Genomic DNA, 19,552 nt, shown 5'->3' on the forward strand with positions numbered 1-19,552 from the left:
TCATCTGGGTCCAGAGCACGAGCTGGCTCTCATTATCGGAGCCTGCCCCTTTACAACGTTGTATCCAACGTTGTAAGAACGTGGAGCACACCGCCAACTCCCCCAAGGTAGGTCCACATGCGACAGTTCCGCCGCGGTGGCGTACTCGCCGCCGTGCTCGGCCTGATCCTGGCCGCGACCGCGCCCACCGCCGCCGCCGCCGGCTCGGACAGTCCGTCGCGCTACCGCAACCCGATCTCCGTCGCCGTGGGCGACACGTTCGCGGACCCGGTCATCGTCCGCGGCGAAGACGGGTTCTGGTACGCGTACGGCACCACTGACCCGCTGCACGAGGGTGAGCGGGAGTTCCACCGGGTGCCGATCGCCCGCTCGGCCAACCTGGTCGACTGGGCGTACGTCGGCGACGCGTTCGGCCCCGACCAGCGCCCGCCGTACGCCGCTCCCGGGGCTGCCTTCTGGGCGCCTGATGTGCGCCGCCTCGGCGACCGGTGGGTCATGTACGTGACGGTCACCGACACCACCGTCTCCGCCGAGGGCAGCGACTACGCCATCGGCGCGGCGACCGCCCCCACCCCCGCCGGGCCCTGGACCTTCGCCGCGCAGCCGGTCGTCAACCCTCGTGCCGGCGGTGGCGGCGGCTACCTGTGGACCATCGACCCCACCCAGTTCACCGACATCGACGGCCGCAGCTACCTCTACTACGGCAGCTACTACGGCGGCATCTCGGTCACCGAGCTCACCGCGGACGGGCTGGCCGCCGTCGGCACACCGACGCTGGTAGCCGTCGACAACAAGTTCGAGGGCAGCTACGTGTTGCGCCACGACGACTGGTACTACCTGTTCGCCTCCACCGCGAACTGCTGCGCCGGCCCGGCCACCGGCTACTCCGTCCAGGTTGGACGCGCGCGCAGCCCGCGCGGCCCGTTCACCGACCGGGAAGGCGTCGCGCTGACCGCGTCCCGGGCGGGCGGCACGCCGGTGCTCACCCAGAACGGCAACCAGTGGATCGGGACGGGGCACAACGGGTTCCTCACCGACCTGTCCGGTCAGGACTGGATCGTCTACCACGCGATCGACCGTGCCGACCCGTACCTGGACGAGCCGTTCGGCATCAACGAACGCCCCATGCTGCTGGACCGGCTGGACTGGTTCGACGGCTGGCCGACGGTGAACGCCGGCGCCGGCCCGTCCGACGGCAACCGCCCCGCGCCGGTGACCACGGGCCGGGTCGACGAACGGTTCGACACCGCCGGCCTGGCCGGCTGGCGACGCGCATCCGGCGAGTGGCGGATCGCCGACGGCCGGCTCACCGGCAGCGGCGCGCTGACCAGCCGTACCACCATGGGCGGCGACCTGCGGGCGGAGGCCGACCTGCGGCTGACCGGCGCGGCCTCAGCCGGGATCACCCTCGCCGACCGGGTCGAGGTCCGGGTGGACGCGGCCGTCGGCCGGCTCGTCGCCAGCGACGGCCGCCGTCGCGCCAGCGCGGCACTGCCCGCCGGGTTCGACCCGGCCGACCGACACAACCTGGCCATCGAGGTACGCGGCAAGCAACTGGTCGCCGAGCTGAGCCCGGCCCGCCTCGGTGACCAGCTCGCCGTGGTGTCGCTACGGCTGGACCGCCCGGTCGCCGGCCGACCCGGACTGACCGCCACCGGCGGGCCGGCCGAGTTCGACAACGTGAGCGTGGCCCGGCTGTACCAACCGCCTCGGCGACCGGTGCCCGAGCCGCGGGCCGGGGCACCACTGCCGGCGTACTCCGACGAGTTCGACGGCGGGCTGGACGGCGACTGGCAATGGGTACGTGAGGACCCGGCGGCCACCGTCGCCGGCGGCGCGCTGCGCTGGCCCGTGCAGGCCGCCGACCTGACCGGCACCGGCAACACGGCGGGGGTGCTGCTGCGTGACGCACCGAACGGCGACTACGTCGTCGAGACGAAGGTGACGCTGGACCTGGGTGAGGAGACCGTCCGCAACTACCAGCAGGCGGGCCTGGTCGCCTACGTGGACGACGACCGGTTCGCGCGGCTGACCCAGGTGGCGATCTGGAACACCCGCCAGGTCGAGTACGGCTACGAGCTCCCCTTCGCCGGTCAACCGGTCTACGGCGGCAGCATCGTCGGCGCCCCGGCCAGCACCACCTGGCTGCGGCTGGCGCACCACGTCGACCCGGCCACCGGGGAGCACGAGTACCGGGCCGGGTCCAGCCGGGACGGGCGTACCTGGACCTGGGGTGCGGTGTGGACCTTCCCGGCCGACACCACCCCGCGGATCGGGCTCGTCGCGCACGGCGGCGCCGCACCGGCGGTCAGCGCCGAGTTCGACTACCTGCGCTTCTACCGCTAGGTGGCGAGGCCCCCTGCCGCCGCTCGGCGGTGTGCAGGGGGCCTTCGCTTGTCTACTGCCCTACCCTGGAGGGGCCGCGGCGCCACTTCGGCAAGTCGTGGCCTTAGAGCTCGCACCCTGGGCGGATGGAAGTAGCCGCATGATCTGGACGCCGTTCAGAAGCGACCGCACCCCTCGCCGACTCCGCGCAGTGTCCAACCTGCAGTTTCCTGCCAGCGGGCGTGAGCACCTGCGCAATCAGTACCCCCATCTCAACGACGACGACATCGTCCTCGTCGAAACCGCGACCCGGCAGTGGTTCCGGATCATCGCCCGCCAGCCCAGAGCGAAGCTGGCGATGCCGTCGGTGGTCGTGGACGATCTGTGGCAGGCGTTGACCCTGCACGCGGAGGACTACGCCACCTTCTGCGACGCCGCGTTCGGGCGTCTGCTGAACCGCCAACCGAGGTCGGCACCAAACGGCGACACGACCAACGCCGATCGCAGCGCCCTGCTGCTCGCCACGCTGAGTCACGGCCGTCAGGACGAGGGGTGCGCCGCGACCGACCTCCCCCTGCTGTTCCGGGTGGACCAAGAGCTCCGCGTCCACGACGGCAACCGCTACCTGGCCGACTGTGGAGGCCGTGGCGAGTGCTTCCCGGTCTCCGGCCGCGTCTGCCTGCAGCACCTCGAAGGGCCGGGTAAGCGGCCCAAGTCAGGCGGCATTCGCGGCGATCTGCCCTTCAACGACGGCCGCCACGGCTACGCCGGCGGCGCGGGCGGTGGCGACGGCGGTGGGGGCGGCGACTGAGCCTGCCGACCCACTGCCCGAATTGATCCGCTGACCCGCTGCCCCTAGCCGAGCCGGGTCAGCGGGGTCACCGTCCGGTCCGTGCCGTCGTAGCTGCGGGCGGCGGCGAACTCGCCCGCCGGCCGGTGCCCGTCCGCGACAGCCCGGGCCAGCCGCAGATCCGCGTTGCGGAACCGCAGTGCCAGGCTCAGATGCGGCACCCACTGCCCAGGGGCATGCCACGGACGATGCCCGTCGGCCTCGGCGAGGACGTCCCAGACGGCGGCGTGCAACGAGGTCAGTGCCGGCGTTGGTCGTACGAGCCAGACCAACGGGGCGCTGCCGTCGAGCACGACAACGCGCTCGAGTGTGACCGGCACCGGCAGCGCGGCGTCGAACAGCTCGGCCAGGCGGTGCTCGACACCGGGCGGAAAGTCGTCCACGGCGGCGAGGGTGAGGTGCGGCCGGTTGGTCGGATGGATGTTGCGGGCCAGGCTGGGCAGCCCCGCCTCCGCCAACCGCTCCCAGGTCGACCGGACCTCGGCGTCCAACCCGGCCGAGCAGAGCAGTTCCACCGTACGCACCCAGATACGCTAGCGGAGCAACGGACGGCGGGGTGGCGTGGTCAGAGCCAGCCGTTGTCCCGGGCGGTGCGTACCGCCTCGGCCCGGTCGGCCGCGCCGAGCTTCTGCACGGCGGCGGAGAGATGGTTGCGCACCGTGCCGGTGGACAGGTGCACCCGCCGGGCGATCAGCGCTACCGGGGCACCAACCTCGGCCAGCCGCAGCGTCTCCAGTTCCCGAGGGGTCAGTGGGCACGGGGGCAAGGTCAGCGCGTCGGCGGCCAGCGAGGGGTCGACGTAGCGGCCTCCGGCGTGCACCCGGCGGATCACATCCGCGAGCGCGCCACCCGGCGAACCCTTGCGCAGGAACCCCCGGGCGCCGGCGGTCAGCGCCTGGCGCAGGTGCCCGGGTCGGCCGTGCCCGGTCAGCACGACCACCGCGCATTCGGGTCGGGCCCGGGTCAGCTCGGCGGCCACCGCGATGCCGTCCAGGCCGGGCATCTCCAGGTCCACCACGGCCACGTCCGGGCGGTGCGCCAGTGTCGCGGTGACGGCCGTCGGCCCATCGGCGGCGTGTGCCACCACCTCGATGTCCGGCTCCAGGCCGAGCAGCGCGGCGACCGCGACCCGGATCAGGTCCTCGTCGTCGGCGAGCAGGACGCGGATCACGACGGCACCGGCACGGTGGCCTCGAGGGTGAACACCGTGTCCTCCCGGCGTACCCGCAACTCGCCCCCGGCGGCGGCGAGCCGGTCGGCCAACCCGCGCAGGCCGTGGCTGTGCGCGTCCGGGCCACGGTCGTCGGCGCCGTCGTTGGCCACCGTCATTCTGGCCACGTCGTCCTCCCGATCGATGCGGATCCGGCACCAGTCGGCCCGGCTGTGTCGCAGCACGTTGGTGCTCGCCTCGCGCAGCACGGCCGCCAGTTCGGCGGCGGCGGGCTGCGGCAGGTCCGCTGGCAGCGGCAGGACCGTGCACCGTACCCCAGAGGAGCGCAGCACCTCCGCCACCGCGGCGAGTTGTTCGTCGAGGTCGACGACCCGGTAACCGTGCACGGTCTCCCGCACCTCGGTGAGCGCGGACGCGGCCAAGCGTTGCACCTCGGCGGCTTCCCGCCCGGCCCGTTCCGGGTCGACCGAGGCGAGCCGGGCGGCGAGTTCGGCCTTCAACGCGATCACCGTAAGGCTGTGCCCCAGCACGTCGTGCACGTCCCGGGCGAAGCGCAACCGCTCCTCGGCGGCGGCCAGCCGGGCCTGGGCGGCCTGGCCCTGCCTGGCCTGCACCAGCAGGTCCCAGAACCAGACCTGGAACCCGTTCACGGCGGCGACGCCCACCCCGATCCCCCCGGTGACGGCGAGGTGACGCGGGACGGAGCCGCCGGTCCACCAGGCGACCGCCACCGCCACCACCAGCACACCGGCCGCCACCGCCAACGTGGCCCGCAGTCGCACCAACAGCAGCGGCGCCATGCCGATCAGTGCCGCACCGAGCCAGGCCCAGGTCGGCCAACTGCCAGCCGCCACCGGACCCACGAGCGGAACGCTCAGCACCGCCATCCCGGCCAGGCCCACCTGAGCGCGGCGCCGCCAGCGCGGGTCGAGCCACGGCGTCACGGCCGCGTACAGCACAACGGTCTGGGCGACCGTGAACGCGAGGATGCCAACCGCGCCGAGCACCACCCGGCCCGGATCGGGCTCGCGGGTCAGCCCGACCGCCGGGAACAGGACGCTCGCCCAGACGCCGGTGGCCAGCGACAAGAGCGTTGCCCGCCGAGCCCGGCGCAGCCGGCGGTCCGCCCGGGCCGTCACCGCCTCGCTCGCCACGCACCGATCCTAGGGCCGCCCGCCGCCCGGTCCACCCAGCGAACCGTCACGGTTGGACCATGCGACCCGCACGGTTTTCCCGTGCCGAACGGGTCTGCCCACCGCGCCGGGGACGCCGGCAGGGTCGAGGCATGGAAAAGACACGGATGTACGCGGACAGCGTCGCCGCCGTACCGCCGCCCGGGCCGCTGCCGACCGACCAGCCGGCGCCCTCGGACGCGGCGTCCCTCAACCCGGCGTGCCCCGTAGCGGCACCCTCGGACGCGGCACCGACCGGCGACACACGGCCGCTGCTGTGGCACCTCGGCGAGATGGCGCTGGCGATGCTCGCCGGGATGCTGCTGCTCGGAGGGCTGTGGGACGCGGCCGGCGCCTCGTTGGGGCTCGCCGGGCCGCTGCGCCGGCCGGACGTTGCCGCGCTGGTGATGGCCACGAACATGACCGTCGGGATGACGGTGTGGATGCGCTACCGGGCGCACCACTGGCGTGGGGTCGGTGAGATGGCCGCCGCGATGTACGTCCCGTTCCTGCTGCTGCTCGTACCGTGGTGGGTCGGCCTGCTGGACGCGGACGCGCTGCTGCTCGGCGGTCATCTGCTGATGGTTCCCGCGATGGTGCTGGTGGCGCTGCGCCATCGGCACGACCCGCCGGTGGTGGTGCGCCGGCACCCGGCCGTGGTGGCGCTCGCCCGCCGCTGGCCGACCGGGCTGGCGGTGCTGATGACCGTGGACCTGTGGGTGGAGCCGAGAGTGTTCAGCCCGTGGACGATGCTGGTGCTGCCCGGCGGCTACCTGGTGATCGGCGTGGCCCGCCGTACGCTGCGTGGGCCAAAGGTGCTCGCCACCCAACTCGTCGGGCTCGGCGGCTGGGTGGCCCTGACGGTGGTCGCCGTCACGGTCGACGGACAGGTCGCCGCCTGGTTGGTGGCGTTCGGGTGGCTGGCGCACGCCGGGTGGGACCTGGTGCACCACCGCACCGGCCGGGTGGTGCCGCGCGCCTACGCCGAGTGGTGCGGGGTGCTCGACGCGGCCCTCGCCGGCACGATGATCCTCGCCATCCTCACCACCTACGCGTAAGGCGACCACGGCCGCCGAGGAGCGAGATCGGGCGCGCGCACCGGCGCGGGGGCCGTGCGGCCCGGGAGTCGGCGCGACTCTTGTGCCGGTCGGCGCAGCGGCCCGGACGGCGTAATGAAAGGCTTGGCACATGAGTTCCGCACCTGCACAGCACGACGCACCGACCGACGCACCGCTCGACGCCACCCCCGCCGGCACCGACGAGGTGAACGCCTTCACCGAGCTCGGGCTGCGCGCCGAACTGCTGGGCGCGCTCGCCGCCCTCGGTTACGAGGAGCCGACCCCCATCCAGCGGGAGGCGATTCCACCGCTGCTGGAAGGTCGGGACCTGCTGGGTCAGGCGGCCACCGGCACCGGCAAGACGGCGGCGTTCGCGCTGCCGCTGCTGAACCTCATGACGGCACACCGCCGGGGCGGCGATCCGGTCGCGCTGGTGCTGGTGCCGACCCGGGAGCTGGCGGTGCAGGTCTCCGAGGCGTTCCACCGCTACGGCAAGGACCTGGGCGCTCGGGTGCTGCCGATCTACGGTGGGCAGCCGATCGGGCGGCAGCTGCGGGCACTCGACAGCGGCGTGGACGTGGTGGTGGCCACCCCGGGTCGGGCGCTGGACCACATCGCCCGGGGCACGCTGCGGCTCGGCGGGCTGGCCACGGTGGTGCTCGACGAGGCCGACGAGATGCTCGACATGGGCTTCGCCGAGGACATCGAGGCGATCCTGGAGCACGCTCCCGCGCAGCGTCAGACGGTGCTCTTCTCGGCCACCATGCCGTCCCGCATCGACGGAATGGCCCGCCAGCACCTGCGTGAGCCGGTCCGGATCGAGATCGGCCGGGAGCAGACGGTCGCCGGTGAGGCGCCCCGGGTGCGGCAGAGCGCGTACATCGTGACCCGTGCGCACAAGCCGGCCGCGCTGGGCCGGGTGCTGGACGTGGAGTCGCCCACGGCGGCGATCGTGTTCTGCCGCAGCCGGGAAGAGGTCGACCGGCTGACCGAGACGATGAACGGCCGGGGTTACCGCTCCGAGGCGCTGCACGGCGGCATGAGCCAGGAGCAGCGTGACCGGGTCATGGGCCGGCTGCGGGCGGGCACCGCCGACCTGCTGGTCGCCACCGACGTGGCGGCGCGTGGGCTGGACGTCGAGCAGCTCACCCACGTCGTCAACTACGACGTGCCGTCAGCTCCCGAGTCGTACGTGCACCGGATCGGCCGGGTGGGTCGGGCCGGGCGCGAGGGCGTGGCGATCACCCTCGCCGAGCCGCGCGAGCACCGGATGCTCAAGACCATCGAACGGGTGACCGGCCAGCGGATCACCATCGACAAGATCCCCACCGTGGCCGACATGCGTACCCGCCGGCTGGAGCTGACCCAGGCGGCGCTGCGGGAGAGCCTGCTGGAGGACGACCTCGACCCGTTCCGGGTGATCGTGGAGACGCTGACCGACGAGTTCGACCTGATGGAGGTCGCCCTCGCCGCCGTGAAGCTGGCCCACGAGGTGACGTCGCCGGGCTCCGACGACGAGGAGGAGATCCCGCAGGTGCCGGTGCGTGGGCCGCGCGAGGGTCGACCGGAGACCGGCGGCCGGGGTGGCGATCGGCGTGGTGGGGGCCGGCCGCGCTCGGGCGGCGGCAACACCGTCCAGGTCTTCGTCGGCCTGGGCCGGCGCGCGGGGGTGCGCCCGCAGGACCTGGTCGGCGCGATCACCGGCGAGACCGGGATCCGTGGCCGGGACATCGGCTCGATCGAGATCGCCGACCGGTTCTCGCTGGTGGAGGTGCCGCAGGGGGTGGCCGACGAGGTGATCTCCGGGTTGCGCCAGAGCACGATCAAGGGCCGCAAGGCCACCGTGCGCCGCGACCGCGGGGGCGACGAGCGCTGAGCACGCCGCCGGCGACCGCCGTGGTACGACGGTCGCCGGCGCGGCAGCTCAGAAGGAGTACGGGCCGAAGCGGCCCCACGCCACCACGGCGGCGAGGAGGAGCAGCACCGCGCAGAGGATCCCGCCCTGGATCTCCAACCGGCGGGCGGCCTCCGTGTCCCGCTTCTTGAAGTCGCGCCGGTGCACCAGGATGCCGCCGATCATGACGATGACCAGCCCGACGGCGGCGAGCGGGGTGAGCACGGTGGCGATGCCGGTGAGCGGAGGCAGCACCAGCCCGATGGCGGCCAGCACCTCGACAGCGCCGAGGGCCTTGACCTGGGTCGGCGGAACCGGGTCCACCCAGGCCATCCGGTCGCGCAGTTTCTCCTTGGGCTGGGTCAGCTTGCTGACGCCAGCGCCGGCAAAGGCGACGGCGAGCATGATCTGGATGATCCAGAGCACCAGGTTCACGGTTGTTCCTCCAGGGGCCGCCTCGCGGCGGAGAGGTAGTTGAGGGTTCAAGCGAGACAGTAGACCTCCCTGCGCGTACCAAAGGACCCCCGCCGTCTCGAAGACGGCGGGGGTCCTTTGGTACGGAACGTCAGACCGTGAAGAGCGCCGGACCGTCCAGCGCCGGCACGTCGGCCGGGCGCAGCGCCAGGGCGAGCACGTCGGCCACGTCGGCCAGGGTGTGCACGGTCAGCGCCTCGCGCACCTCGGTCGGCAGGTCGTCCAGGTCGGGCTCGTTACGCGCCGGGATGATGACCTCGGTGAGGCCGGCCCGGTGCGCGGCGAGCAGCTTCTGCTTCACTCCCCCGATCGGTAGCACCCGACCGGAGAGCGTCACCTCGCCGGTCATCCCGAACTCGGGGCGGACCGGTCGGCCGGTGACCAGCGACGCCAGAGCCGTCACCATGGTGATGCCGGCGCTCGGGCCGTCCTTGGGCACCGCGCCCGCCGGGAAGTGGACGTGGATCCGGCGTCCGGCCAGGACGTTCGGGTCGATGCCGAACCGACGTCCGTTGGAACGCAGGTAGGAGAGCGCGATGTGCGCCGACTCCTTCATCACGTCACCGAGCTGACCGGTCAGGGTCAGCCCCGGCTCGCCCTCCATGCTGGTCGCCTCGATGAAGAGCACGTCCCCACCCGCGCCGGTGACGGCGAGGCCGGTTGCCACGCCGGGCACCGCGGTGCGCTCGGCCGATTCCGGGGTGAACTTCGGCCGCCCCAGGTAGCCGGTGAGGTTGTCGGTGTCGACGCGTACCGGGGTGTCGTCGGTCGCGAGCGTCACCGCCACCTTGCGCAGGATCTTGGCGAGGCCACGTTCGAGCTGCCGGACGCCGGCCTCCCGGGTGTACTCCCCCGCGATCAGTGCCAACGCCTCGTCGGCGATCTGCACCTCTTCGGCGGTCAGCCCGGCCCGCTCCCGCTGCCGGGGCAGCAGGTGGTCGCGGGCGATGGCGACCTTCTCGTCCTCGGTGTAGCCGTCCAGGGTGACGAGTTCCATCCGGTCCAACAGCGGGCCGGGGATGGACTCCACCACGTTGGCGGTGGCCAGGAACAGCACGTCGGACAGGTCGAGGTCGACCTCCAGGTAGTGATCCCGGAAGGTGTGGTTCTGGGCCGGGTCGAGCACCTCCAGCAGGGCGGCGGCCGGGTCGCCGGCGTAGCCGGCGGCCAGCTTGTCCACCTCGTCGAGGAGCACGACCGGATTCATCGAGCCGGCCTCGCGCAGCGCGCGGACGATCCGGCCGGGCAGCGCGCCCACGTAGGTGCGCCGGTGACCGCGGATCTCCGCCTCGTCGCGGACACCACCGAGCGAGACCCGGACGAAGTTGCGCCCGAGCGCCCGCGCCACGGACTCGCCGAGGCTGGTCTTGCCGACTCCGGGAGGACCGGCGAGCGCGAGCACCGCGCCGGAGCCGCGACCGCCGACCACGCCGAGGTTGCGCTCGGCCCGCCGGTTGCGCACGGCCAGGTACTCCAGGATGCGGTCCTTCACGTCGGCCAGACCGGCGTGATCGGCGTCGAGCACAGCCCGGGCCGCGGCCAGGTCGGTGTTGTCCTGGGTACGCGTGCCCCACGGCATTTCCAGCACGGTGTCCAGCCAGGTGCGGATCCAGCCGGCCTCCGGGGAGGCGTCACTGGCCCGCTCCAGCTTGCCGACCTCGCGCATGGCCGCCTCGCGGACCTTCTCCGGCAGCTCGGCTGCCTCGACCCGGGACCGGTAGTCGGCCGAGCCGTCCGGCTCGTCCTCGCCCAGTTCCTTGCGGATCGCGGCGAGCTGCTGGCGCAGCAGGAACTCCCGCTGCGACTTTTCCAGCCCTTCGCGGACGTCACTGTTGATCTGCTCAGTGACCTCCTGCTCGGCCAGGTAGTCCTTGACCCAGCCGACCAGCAGCTCCAACCGGGCGGTGACGTCCGGTGCGGCGAGCAGCTCGGTTTTCTGCTCCAGGGTCAGCCAGGGCGCGTAACCGGCCGAGTCGGCCAGCTCGGACAGGTCGGTCATCCGCTCCACCGCGTCGATGACCTGCCAGGCGCCCCGCTGCTGAAGCACGGAGGTCACCAGGGCGCGGTACTCGCGGGCGAGTTCGCGCGCACGGCCGGCGGGGGCGGGTTCGTCGAGTTCGGTCGCCTCGACCCAGAGTGCGGCGCCGGGGCCGGGCACACCGGAGCCGATCCGGGCCCGGGACAGGCCACGGATGACGGCGGCGGGCTCACCCTCGGGCAGCCGGCCGACCTTCTCGATGGTGGCGACGACGCCGACCGGGCCGTACTCGCCGTCGATACGCGGCACGGCCAGCAGCTTGCGGTCGCCGGTCGCCCGCGCCGCGTCGATCGCGGCCTGGGTGGTCGGGTCGAGGGTCACCGGGATGACCATGCCGGGCAGCAGCACGGCGTCGGTCAGGGGAAGTACCGGAAGAGTTGCCATCGAACACCTGCTATCGCGTTGAGTTGAGCGTGTCTCACTCAAGTAACAAAGCGTTCCCCTTGTTCCGATCTGTGACCCAGGACACTAGATGGAGCCGGCCGCCTCCGGGTTCGTGCCGTACAACCGCGGATCTCCCGGGGGCAGCAGGGGCTCCGGGGCGTTCGCGCGCGGGTTGTCGTCGTACCGGAACTCGCCCTTGCCGTCCGGGCTCGGTCCCGCCGCCCACCGACCCTCGGCGGCGTCGGTGCCCGACGAGAAGCCCAGGTAGGTGTGGCTGTACTCCGCGGTGAACTCGCCGGAGTCCGGGAACGCCTCCGGCACCGGCATGTCCTCCAGGCCGTCCTCCTTGAGCTGCTCGATCGCCGCGAGCCACATGTTCTGGTGCATCGTGTCGCGAGCCAGCAGGAAGCGCAGCATCTGTTTGACGCCCGGGTCGTCCGTCATGTTGAACAACCGGGAGACCTGGAGCCTGCCCTGCGCCTCGGCGGTGACATTGAGCTGGAAGTCGGCCAGCAGGTTTCCGCTCGCGGTGATGAACGCGCCGCTCCAGGGCACCCCGTTGGCGTCGGTGGGCAACGCCCCGCCACCGCCATGGATGAAGTGCGCCGGGTTCGATCCGGCGTAGATCGCCCCGCCTCCCGGATTGTCGGCGACGGCCTCCGACAGCGACAGCGGCGCGTTGTCCAACAGTCGCGTGATCATCGTGACGATCATCTCGACGTGGCCCATCTCCTCGGTGCCCACGTCGAGCAACAGGTCCTTGTACTTGCCGGGCAGCCGGCAGTTCCAGCCCTGGAAGAGGTACTGGTTGGCGACGGTCATCTCGCCCCACTTGCCGCCCAGCACCTCCTGCAACCGGCGGGCGAACGCGGCGTCCGGGCCGTCCGGCCTGGCCTCGAACTGCAGGTCCTTGACATGACGGAACATCCGACCTCCTCCTCGGTACCCGACATCGGGTAGCGAGGCCGTTCCCGTCCCGGTGGCCCGAACGCGCCAACCCACGTCCCCCTCGGGTCAGCGCACCGGGCCGGCGATCGGCAGCAGCACCTCCAGCGCCACGCCGCGCGGCTGCAGCCGGTGCACCCGCAGCGCTCCCCCATCCGTCACGACGAGCTGCCGCACGATCCACAACCCGAGACCGGACATCCCGACGGCCGGCGTCGGGCGGCGCAACGCGACCAGCAGCGCGTCGTCGACCCCACCCTCGTCGGTGACCAGGATGCTCAGGCCGGCACCGCGCAGCGTGGCGTAGAGCCCGATCTGCCCCTCCGGCGGCCCGTGCCGCAACGCGTTCTCCACCAGGTTGACCAGCACCTGCCGGGTCCGCCCGGCCGGCACCGGGCAGGAGCCCGCCCGCCGGGTGGCCCGCGCACGCCGCCGACCGGCCGGCACCAGCGTGGCGACCTCACGCAGGATGCCCGCCAGCGCGACGGCCGGCTCCGGCTGGGGGACCAACGCCAGCGCTCCGATGCCGGCGGTCGCGTCGCGCAGCAGGCTCTGCAGGTGGACGGCCTGGTCACGGGCCAGCTCGGTGATCGCCCGCCGGTCGGCGCCGGTCAGCTCGCGACGCTCGTCGGCGAGTGCGCGGATCAGCGACGTCAGGGTGCTGATCGGCGTGCGAAACTCGTGGCACAACACCCGCAGCAACAACTCGGAATCGACCTGCGGCTCCCGAATGTCGCCGGGCACCGGCTCGATTCGGCGCAACCCTCGCAGCAGGCCCTGCAAACCGTGCCGTGCGCGCATCCACCCGACTCCCCTCGTTCGGTGCGTACCCGCATGATCGGTACCCGCTGGGGAACGGCGCAGACATGCCGGGAGCCTCCACCATGCGACTCGTTGTCGTGGACGATCACCCCCTCTTCGTCCGCGGCCTGGAGTTGCTGCTCCCGATCACCACCGAAGGCCGGGCCGAGGTCGTCGCCTCGACCGGCGACGCCGCCGCCGCGGCGGCATTGGTCAGCCGCTGCCACCCCGACCTGGCCCTGGTCGACCTGCACATGCCGGCACCCGGTGGCATCCGGGCGGTGGCCGCGATCCGGCGGACCACCCCGGGGGTACGAGTGGTCGCGATGTCCGGTTCCGCCGACCCCGCACCGGCGCTGGAGGCGCTGCGAGCCGGCGCCGAGGGGTTCCTGCCGAAGACCAGCGAACCGGAGGAACTACTTCCCCCGCTGGTGGCCATCCTCAACGGCTGGGCGGTGCTGCCGGCCGGACTGCTGCGCGCCATGCTGCGACCCACGCACGCCACACCGGTCGACCTGGACGGCGAGGAACGTCGGCTGTTGCGGGCGATCGCCACCGGCCGCACAACCGTCGACATCGCCGAAGAACTGCACGTCTCGGAGCGGACGGTGAAACGGATGACCGCCGCGTTGCTGCGCAGGCTGCGGGTGTCCAACCGGGCGGAGGCGGCCGCCGTCGCCGGTCACACCGGTCTCCTCGGCGATTGAAGCCCCCTTCATCGCACCGATTCGCGGTTTTGTTGGGTAACGGAATCGCGACGCGCCGAATGAATGGGAGGCATATTGTTGCGGATTACCGGGGTGATAGGTCAGACTTTGGACACATCCCGCCGCACACAGGGAGTAATCGGCAATGGCGAGAAAAGTAATCACGGTCCTGACCGACGACCTGGACGGCGGCAAGGCCGACCGGACGGTCGAGTTCAGTCTCGATGGCGTGGCCTACACGATCGACGTCTCGGATGAAAATGCCGGCGTCCTGCGCAAGGCACTGGATCCGTACATCAATGCGGGTCGGCGGATCGGGCGCGGCCCGGTGGACAGCACCCGTTCAGTCCGGCGGCCGGGGCGACCCACCGGTGCCGGAATGGATCGGGAGCAGAACCGGGCCATCCGGGAATGGGCCGTCAAGAACGGCTACAAGATTTCCGAACGGGGCCGGATCCCGGTTGAGGTCGTCGAGGCGTACAAGGCGCGCTGACACAGGAGTTCACGACGGGGTCCCGCCGGAAACGGCCGGACCCCGTCAGATTGTCCGGGCACCGAAACGACGCGGCGGCCGGTCACCCAGGGATGTCGCCCTGGATGACCGGCCGCCGTTCGTGCAGTCGGATCAGTTGACGTCGATACGCACCGAGTCGAACGCGGGGGTCTGGTTGGCCCGCTCCATCATCGGCAGGCGGTGCGAGCCGTCACCGGCCCAGACCGAGCACTGCGCGGTGCCCGACTCCGGCAGGCCCGGAATCTGAATCGTCACCTCGTCGGGCTGGGCGCCACCGCGGCCGTCCTCGGTCGCGACGAAGAACGCGGGCACCTCCTGCGGCTCCGGCGGGGCGGTCAGGCTGTCCAACATCCGGCATGCGGTGTGGAAGTGGCCCCGGACCAGGCCCTGGGCGTTGAGCAGCGAGCTCTCCACGTAGTAGCCACCCTGACCGGCGGCCAGGAAGCGGTCCCGGACCAGGTTGCGGGTGCTGACCCGCAGCGTGAACGCCTGGTTGCGGCCGACCTGGTCGGGGAACTGGGTAATCAGCAGGGACGGGTTGTTGGCGGCGGCGCCGACCTCACCGAACTCGGTGCTCACACAGCGGTTGCCGATCTGGAAACCGTCGTGCGGCTGGAGCTGGCTCTCGTCGCAGTCGTTGGCCAGCACGCCGAGCCCGGCGCCGGGGGCGTTGCCACCGTTGTTCCCACCGCCGTTGTTGCCACCACCGTTGTTGCCGCCGTTGTTGTTGCCACCACCGTTGTTGCCACCGTTGGTGGGACCGCCGCCGTTGCTCCCACCACCGTTGTTGCCGCCCGTGTTGCCGGTCGGCTGCACCTGGCAGTCGGCGAGCTGCGCGAGACCCTGCGGCCGAGGCCCGACCCGGTCGATCGCGGTCGTGATCCGGTCCAGCACCGCGCGCCGCTTGTCTCTCAACGGCTGCAGAATCGCGCTACGGATGAACGCCTCACCCTTGTTGCCCTCGGCTGCCAGCCGTCGGTCCGCCTCGGCGATCTGGGACTGCAACTGGGCGAGGCCCCGATCCACCTCGGCCCGCGCCTGGGCCGGCACCTGCGGCAGCTTGGCCGTCACATCGGGACAGGCAATGGCCGTACCGGTGCCCACGGTGCCGTCCTTGCCGTCCTCGCACTCGGGGACCGACTGCTGTCCGTCACCCCAGTGATTACGCACCCACCGACCGTTCTGCCAGGTTCGGCTGGTCGAGCTGCCAGCCGGCGCGGTCGAGCCCGGGCTCGGCTCCACGCATTGCCCAGCAGCCGGACGCGGCTTATTTGTCCGCCGGTCCTGGGCCGACGAAATCTGGGTCACGGCGACGACTCCGCCGAAGACCACGAGCGTGCCGACAACGGCCAGCAGACGCTTGCTCCGCGCGTTGCCGGATGACCGGCGCGCCCGTGTGGACCTGCGCATCGAATTGCTCTCCTTCTCGATCCGGTAGTGGATTCCTGCCCTCGGCGGACCGACGGATGTGAGATGGCACGCCACGGCGGCGACCACCGTGACCTACCCGGTAATGCGTCGATGGCCGACGATGCCCTTTCCGCACCGTCTCCCGCGTCAGGTCGACGCGGATGGGGAGATCCTGTTCATTCGCGCAGGAGTACGGGACGGCGACCGGGAAGGTTCAACCGGCGCACAGGAAATTGCCGCGACCCGACGCGGAGCCGGTGCGGAGCAGGAATCAGCAGGTAAAACGCGCGCCCGTCAGTCGGCGCAGAGGTGGTCGAAGGCGAACCCGCCCACGAGTTCGTGGCGGCGCCGGCTCAACTCGACGATCTGCGCGGTCAACTCGGTGCGCGGCAGCAGGTCCGTGAGCCCGTTCGTACGCAGCCGCTCACCCACGGCGACCGCGGCGAGATCCTCGGCCAGTCGGGCCGGGTCGATGCCGCACGAAAAGCGGTGCTCGGTCACCGAGACCCGCTCGACGAGGCACGCGTCGGGGCGGACCTGCACCCAACTCCACCCCTGCGCCGGCCCGTCCGCCCAGCGCACGTGCAGGCCTCGCACGATCGGGTCGGCCACCCGCCCGGCCACGTACGCCTCGACGGCCGCCGCGCGGGTCAGCGCGCCGAGGTCGTTGACCGGCCCGGTACGGCCGTCCGGCAGCCGACCGAGGATGTCCCGGAAGCCCACCGGGGCAGGTTCGTCCTCGGCGGCGGTCACCCCGGCACCGCCCGCCGCGTAGGCGCGAGCGTCGATCACGTACTCCACGAGGCGTCGGCCGTGCTCGGCCGCCCGCAACGTCGACGATCCGATCCGCAACACCGGCAGCCCGACGGCCGCGCTCACCGCGTCCTTGAGTCGCTCGACGCGCTGCTCCGCCGAGCCGGCGGCCGCGACCGGACCGATCTCCACGGCGACGATCGCCCGCCCGGTGTCGGCGGCGCAGACCACGAAATCGAAGCTGGCGCGGCTGGCGGAACTCCACTGGCTGCCAGTGACGCCGGGTGGGCGACCCTGCACCAGGTCGCTGAGCCGGCGCGCCGGATAGACCCGGTGGTCGGCGCGGCTGAGCATCGTGTCGCGTCCACCGTCGGCGGGCACCGCCCGCAGGAAGCCGCGGTCGTCGCTGCCGATGCTCGTCATCTGCCTGATCCATCCGCCGGTCGGTCGAGCCGGGCCGAGTCTAGGTGGTCGATCATGGTCCACCGACTTCGGGTGTGATCGGGATCACAGTCGTGCGACGTTCCAGGGATGGCCCCCGGGTGTATCCAGCGACCGCCGGTAACGGGCCGGCCGGAGGTGACCATGTCGCGACAGCAGTTCGGCTTCCTCGCCGGGTTTCTCGCCGTAGCGGTCTGGGCGCTCGCCGGCGCCGGCGTGGCCGCCCTCGCCGTACTCGCAGGCCTGCTCGGCTGGCTGGTGGTCCGGGTGCTCGACGGCGACCTGGCGGTGACCGGCCTCGGCGACCGCCACGCCGAACCACGGCGACGCCGATGACCACCGGCCCGTCCGCAGGGACGAGCCCCAGCACCAACCTGGCCACCGGGCCGGAAAGACGCCCGGCCGACGCCACCGGGCCGGAACGACGCCCGGCCGACGCGGCGGACGTCGCGCGGATCGCGGTCCAGGCGGCCGGCCTGGTGCCGGGCGTGGCCGTCGTCCGTCCGGCGGCGGTCCGCCTGGACGACCGGTCCGTCGGACTCGACCTGCACCTGATCACCTGGTACGGGCACAGCGTGCCAACCATCGCCGAGACGGTCCGGGCGGTGGTCGCCGACCGGGTGACCGCGACCACCGGGCTCAGCGTGGCGGTGGTGACTGTCACCGTGGACGACCTGCTCGTCCCCGGCGTCGACGTCTCCGCGGCCCCCGCGACCCTCCTGCCGAAGGACGGCTGAGATGCGGAGCGTCAACCGGGTCGCCTCACTGCTGCTGGCCACCGCGCTGCTCGTCGGCGGGTCGCTGTCGGCCGTCCAGGCACTGCTGCTCGCCCTGGACCGCCCGGCGCCACTCGACACCGCCGGCTGGTTCGCCGCCCTGAGCAGCACCCCGTGGCGCGACCCGACGGTCCGGGCCGTGGCCGGCGCGGCCGTGCTGCTGGGTCTGGCCATCCTGGTCGCCCAGCTGCGCCCGTGGACGCCGGTGCGGTTGCGCACCGACGAACGCGACGGCTGGTACCTGCACCGGCGCTGTGTGGAGCGGCGGCTGGCCGACGCCGCCAGCGCCGTCCCGGGCGTACGCCGCGCGCGGGTCCGGGTCCGGCGACGCGGCGGCCAGTGGCGCCCCCGGGTGCGCGCGACCGGCGACCCGGCGGCCCGGGCGGAGATCGAGTACGCGGTGCACCAGGAGTTGCACCGGCTCACCGCGCCGCGCCCGGCCCGGGTCGACGTCCGGCTCCAGCCGCGGAGGCGGCCGGCATGACCAACGCCGGGCACCGGCTGCTGTGGACCATCATCGCGCTGCTGCTGGTGGCAGCCGGCGCAGCGGCGCTGGCGGCCGGGTTCGGCACCCTGCACGGCGCCAGTCCTCAGGCGACGCTGCTCAGCGCCGGGCTGATGGACCGGTGGCGGACGGCCGCGCCGTGGAGCACCCTGGCCGCGGCAGTCGCCGGGGTGCTCATCGCCCTGGCCGGGCAGCGCCTGCTGGCCCGAGAGCTGCAGCGACCCGCCGGCAGGCTGCGGGGCACCCTGAGCCATCCCGGACGCCGACCGGGCCGGACCCGGCTGGCCGCCGACGTCCTCGCCGACGCGCTGGTTCGCGACCTGACCGGCAACCCCGGTGTACGCCGGGCCCGCGTGGTGCTCACCGGCGAGCCGCCGCACCCCGACGTGTGGATCCGGGTGGACCTGACGGCCGACGCGCCGGCCGCAGGCGTACGCGAGCACGTCCGCGCGGCGGTCCGCCGATTCGCGGCGACGACCGACTGCCAGCCGGCGCACCTCGACGTGACCGCCCGCATCGAACCCGGCCAACCCTGAGCCAAGGCCGGACCGGCCCAGCGGGCATGATCGGTGCCGGTACGGGTGGCGGACGGAGGTAACCGGGATGCGGGTGGTGTCGCTGGTGCCGTCGCTGACCGAGGCGGTGGCGATGACGCTGCCGGGGGTGCTGGTCGGCGCGACGGACTGGTGCAGCCACCCGGTCGGGCTGGACGTCGCCCGGGTCGGCGGCAGCAAGTACCCGGACCTGGACCGGGTCCGCGCGCTGCGTCCCGACCTGGTGCTGCTGAACGTGGAGGAGAACCGCCGGGCCGACGCGGATGCGCTGCGGGCGGCCGGCGTGCCGGTACGGGTCACCTATCCACGTACCGTCCCGGGCGCGTTGACCGAGTTGGGCGAGCTGCTGGCCGAGCTGGGTGCGTCGGCGGAGCCGGCCTGGCTGCGGGCCGCCCGTCGGGCGTGGGCCGAGCCGCCCCGGCTGGCGCCGCCCCGCCGGGCGGTGGTGCCGGTCTGGCGGCGCCCCTGGGTGGTGCTCGGCGGTGACACGTTCGCCGGTGACGTGCTGCGCCGGCTCGGCGTGGTCAACAGCTACGACGAGCACCCCGATCGCTATCCCCGCCCGACCCTTGCCGAGCTGCGCGAGCGGGAGCCGGAGCTGGTGGTGCTGCCCGACGAGCCGTACACGTTCACCGCCGACGACGGGCCGGAGGCCTTCCCCGGCGTACCGTGCGCTCTGCTCTCCGGTCGGCACCTCACCTGGTACGGCCCCTCGCTGGCCGAGGCGCCCGCGGTGCTCGCCGACCAGCTGTCCCGGCCGGTTCTGGTCGGCTGACCCCG

At 72.7% G+C, this 19,552-nt stretch carries 20 protein-coding genes; 11 read left to right on the forward strand and 9 right to left on the reverse strand.

Annotated features, from left to right (window positions below; translation table 11 throughout):
* Positions 1 to 117: 117 nt before the first annotated feature.
* Both HNR20_RS31440 and HNR20_RS31445 read left to right on the forward strand, forming a co-directional pair.
* On the forward strand, positions 118 to 2,346 hold the full coding sequence (locus HNR20_RS31440) for a glycoside hydrolase family 43 protein (RefSeq protein WP_184187558.1): 2,229 nt from the start codon (positions 118 to 120) through the stop codon (positions 2,344 to 2,346).
* A 139-nt stretch (positions 2,347 to 2,485) separates the two neighbouring features.
* Positions 2,486 to 3,136, forward strand: coding sequence for a UCP032817 domain-containing protein (locus HNR20_RS31445; protein WP_506280107.1), 651 nt, complete (start codon positions 2,486 to 2,488; stop codon positions 3,134 to 3,136).
* 44 nt (positions 3,137 to 3,180) lie between these two features.
* Here the strand turns inward: HNR20_RS31445 and HNR20_RS31450 are convergent, their stop codons facing one another.
* From HNR20_RS31450 to HNR20_RS31460, 3 genes are read right to left on the reverse strand one after another with little or no spacing between them, the layout of a single operon-like run.
* On the reverse strand, positions 3,181 to 3,699 hold the full coding sequence (locus tag HNR20_RS31450) for a 2'-5' RNA ligase family protein (protein ID WP_184187562.1): 519 nt from the start codon (positions 3,697 to 3,699) through the stop codon (positions 3,181 to 3,183).
* Positions 3,700 to 3,740: 41 nt separating this feature from the next.
* Entirely contained in the window at positions 3,741 to 4,346 is a 606-nt protein-coding gene (locus HNR20_RS31455; protein ID WP_184187565.1) for a response regulator transcription factor, read from the reverse strand.
* Entirely contained in the window at positions 4,343 to 5,500 is a 1,158-nt protein-coding gene (locus HNR20_RS31460) for a sensor histidine kinase (RefSeq protein ID WP_184187568.1), read from the reverse strand. Before HNR20_RS31460 ends, HNR20_RS31455 begins: the two co-directional genes overlap by 4 nt.
* 131 nt (positions 5,501 to 5,631) lie before the next feature.
* Between HNR20_RS31460 and HNR20_RS31465 the strand changes: the two genes are divergently transcribed.
* Both HNR20_RS31465 and HNR20_RS31470 read left to right on the forward strand, forming a co-directional pair.
* The gene (locus tag HNR20_RS31465) at positions 5,632 to 6,576 is read left to right on the forward strand and encodes a hypothetical protein (protein WP_184187571.1); all 945 of its coding nucleotides are present in this window, start codon (positions 5,632 to 5,634) and stop codon (positions 6,574 to 6,576) included.
* Between the two features lie 130 nt (positions 6,577 to 6,706).
* Positions 6,707 to 8,452 (forward strand): DEAD/DEAH box helicase, encoded by a 1,746-nt coding sequence (locus HNR20_RS31470; protein ID WP_184187573.1) that lies wholly within the window; start codon positions 6,707 to 6,709, stop codon positions 8,450 to 8,452.
* A gap of 48 nt (positions 8,453 to 8,500) precedes the next feature.
* On the opposite strand, the gene HNR20_RS31475 is transcribed toward HNR20_RS31470, so the two are convergent.
* From HNR20_RS31475 to HNR20_RS31490, 4 genes are all read right to left on the reverse strand, one after another.
* Complete coding sequence (locus HNR20_RS31475; RefSeq protein WP_184187576.1) at positions 8,501 to 8,905, reverse strand: DoxX family protein; 405 nt, start codon at positions 8,903 to 8,905, stop codon at positions 8,501 to 8,503.
* A gap of 130 nt (positions 8,906 to 9,035) precedes the next feature.
* The gene (gene lon, locus HNR20_RS31480; RefSeq protein WP_184187579.1) at positions 9,036 to 11,366 is read right to left on the reverse strand and encodes an endopeptidase La; all 2,331 of its coding nucleotides are present in this window, start codon (positions 11,364 to 11,366) and stop codon (positions 9,036 to 9,038) included.
* Between the two features lie 84 nt (positions 11,367 to 11,450).
* A complete protein-coding gene (locus HNR20_RS31485; protein WP_184187582.1) occupies positions 11,451 to 12,293 on the reverse strand; it encodes a manganese catalase in 843 nt (280 codons plus the stop codon).
* Between the two features lie 87 nt (positions 12,294 to 12,380).
* Complete coding sequence (locus HNR20_RS31490) at positions 12,381 to 13,112, reverse strand: sensor histidine kinase (protein ID WP_184187585.1); 732 nt, start codon at positions 13,110 to 13,112, stop codon at positions 12,381 to 12,383.
* An 83-nt stretch (positions 13,113 to 13,195) separates the two neighbouring features.
* On the opposite strand from HNR20_RS31490, the gene HNR20_RS31495 reads away from it, so the two are divergent.
* Positions 13,196 to 13,819, forward strand: a complete 624-nt coding sequence (locus tag HNR20_RS31495; protein WP_229687418.1) for a response regulator — start codon at positions 13,196 to 13,198, stop codon at positions 13,817 to 13,819.
* 145 nt (positions 13,820 to 13,964) lie between these two features.
* The gene (locus tag HNR20_RS31500) at positions 13,965 to 14,312 is read left to right on the forward strand and encodes a histone-like nucleoid-structuring protein Lsr2 (RefSeq protein WP_184187591.1); all 348 of its coding nucleotides are present in this window, start codon (positions 13,965 to 13,967) and stop codon (positions 14,310 to 14,312) included.
* A gap of 132 nt (positions 14,313 to 14,444) precedes the next feature.
* On the opposite strand, the gene HNR20_RS31505 is transcribed toward HNR20_RS31500, so the two are convergent.
* Together HNR20_RS31505 and HNR20_RS31510 are read right to left on the reverse strand one after the other, a co-directional pair.
* The gene (locus HNR20_RS31505) at positions 14,445 to 15,743 is read right to left on the reverse strand and encodes a hypothetical protein (RefSeq protein WP_184187594.1); all 1,299 of its coding nucleotides are present in this window, start codon (positions 15,741 to 15,743) and stop codon (positions 14,445 to 14,447) included.
* A 294-nt stretch (positions 15,744 to 16,037) separates the two neighbouring features.
* Complete coding sequence (locus tag HNR20_RS31510) at positions 16,038 to 16,919, reverse strand: DUF2726 domain-containing protein (protein WP_184187597.1); 882 nt, start codon at positions 16,917 to 16,919, stop codon at positions 16,038 to 16,040.
* Positions 16,920 to 17,081: 162 nt separating this feature from the next.
* Here HNR20_RS31510 and HNR20_RS31515 point away from each other — a divergent pair, with 162 nt between their 5' ends.
* The 5 genes from HNR20_RS31515 to HNR20_RS31535 all read left to right on the forward strand — a co-directional run bounded on the left by HNR20_RS31515 (position 17,082) and on the right by HNR20_RS31535 (position 19,547).
* Entirely contained in the window at positions 17,082 to 17,273 is a 192-nt protein-coding gene (locus HNR20_RS31515; RefSeq protein ID WP_184187600.1) for a hypothetical protein, read from the forward strand.
* Complete coding sequence (locus HNR20_RS31520) at positions 17,270 to 17,674, forward strand: Asp23/Gls24 family envelope stress response protein (protein WP_184187603.1); 405 nt, start codon at positions 17,270 to 17,272, stop codon at positions 17,672 to 17,674. The genes HNR20_RS31515 and HNR20_RS31520 overlap by 4 nt, the downstream gene beginning before the upstream one ends.
* A gap of 1 nt (position 17,675) precedes the next feature.
* Positions 17,676 to 18,197 carry a DUF6286 domain-containing protein gene (locus HNR20_RS31525; protein WP_184187606.1) on the forward strand — a complete coding sequence of 174 codons (522 nt, stop codon included), beginning with the start codon at positions 17,676 to 17,678 and terminating at the stop codon, positions 18,195 to 18,197.
* A complete protein-coding gene (locus HNR20_RS31530; RefSeq protein WP_184187609.1) occupies positions 18,194 to 18,754 on the forward strand; it encodes a hypothetical protein in 561 nt (186 codons plus the stop codon). The genes HNR20_RS31525 and HNR20_RS31530 overlap by 4 nt, the downstream gene beginning before the upstream one ends.
* Positions 18,755 to 18,821: 67 nt before the next feature.
* Positions 18,822 to 19,547: a helical backbone metal receptor gene (locus HNR20_RS31535; protein WP_184187611.1), complete on the forward strand. Its 726-nt coding sequence runs from the start codon at positions 18,822 to 18,824 to the stop codon at positions 19,545 to 19,547.
* Positions 19,548 to 19,552: the final 5 nt, after the last annotated feature.

It is taken from the genome of Micromonospora parathelypteridis (genome assembly GCF_014201145.1).
Taxonomy (GTDB): domain Bacteria; phylum Actinomycetota; class Actinomycetes; order Mycobacteriales; family Micromonosporaceae; genus Micromonospora; species Micromonospora parathelypteridis.

Coding starts and splice junctions, on each gene's coding strand:
- HNR20_RS31530 (WP_184187609.1), top strand. CDS start 18,194: ATGACCAACGCCGGGCACCGGCTGCTGTGGACCATCATCGCGCTGCTG.
- HNR20_RS31495 (WP_229687418.1), top strand. CDS start 13,196: ATGCGACTCGTTGTCGTGGACGATCACCCCCTCTTCGTCCGCGGCCTG.
- lon (WP_184187579.1), bottom strand. CDS start 11,366: ATGGCAACTCTTCCGGTACTTCCCCTGACCGACGCCGTGCTGCTGCCC.
- HNR20_RS31515 (WP_184187600.1), top strand. CDS start 17,082: ATGTCGCGACAGCAGTTCGGCTTCCTCGCCGGGTTTCTCGCCGTAGCG.
- HNR20_RS31505 (WP_184187594.1), bottom strand. CDS start 15,743: ATGCGCAGGTCCACACGGGCGCGCCGGTCATCCGGCAACGCGCGGAGC.
- HNR20_RS31470 (WP_184187573.1), top strand. CDS start 6,707: ATGAGTTCCGCACCTGCACAGCACGACGCACCGACCGACGCACCGCTC.
- HNR20_RS31535 (WP_184187611.1), top strand. CDS start 18,822: ATGCGGGTGGTGTCGCTGGTGCCGTCGCTGACCGAGGCGGTGGCGATG.
- HNR20_RS31440 (WP_184187558.1), top strand. CDS start 118: ATGCGACAGTTCCGCCGCGGTGGCGTACTCGCCGCCGTGCTCGGCCTG.
- HNR20_RS31465 (WP_184187571.1), top strand. CDS start 5,632: ATGGAAAAGACACGGATGTACGCGGACAGCGTCGCCGCCGTACCGCCG.
- HNR20_RS31485 (WP_184187582.1), bottom strand. CDS start 12,293: ATGTTCCGTCATGTCAAGGACCTGCAGTTCGAGGCCAGGCCGGACGGC.
- HNR20_RS31525 (WP_184187606.1), top strand. CDS start 17,676: ATGCGGAGCGTCAACCGGGTCGCCTCACTGCTGCTGGCCACCGCGCTG.
- HNR20_RS31490 (WP_184187585.1), bottom strand. CDS start 13,112: ATGCGCGCACGGCACGGTTTGCAGGGCCTGCTGCGAGGGTTGCGCCGA.
- HNR20_RS31520 (WP_184187603.1), top strand. CDS start 17,270: ATGACCACCGGCCCGTCCGCAGGGACGAGCCCCAGCACCAACCTGGCC.
- HNR20_RS31500 (WP_184187591.1), top strand. CDS start 13,965: ATGGCGAGAAAAGTAATCACGGTCCTGACCGACGACCTGGACGGCGGC.
- HNR20_RS31510 (WP_184187597.1), bottom strand. CDS start 16,919: ATGACGAGCATCGGCAGCGACGACCGCGGCTTCCTGCGGGCGGTGCCC.
- HNR20_RS31445 (WP_506280107.1), top strand. CDS start 2,486: ATGATCTGGACGCCGTTCAGAAGCGACCGCACCCCTCGCCGACTCCGC.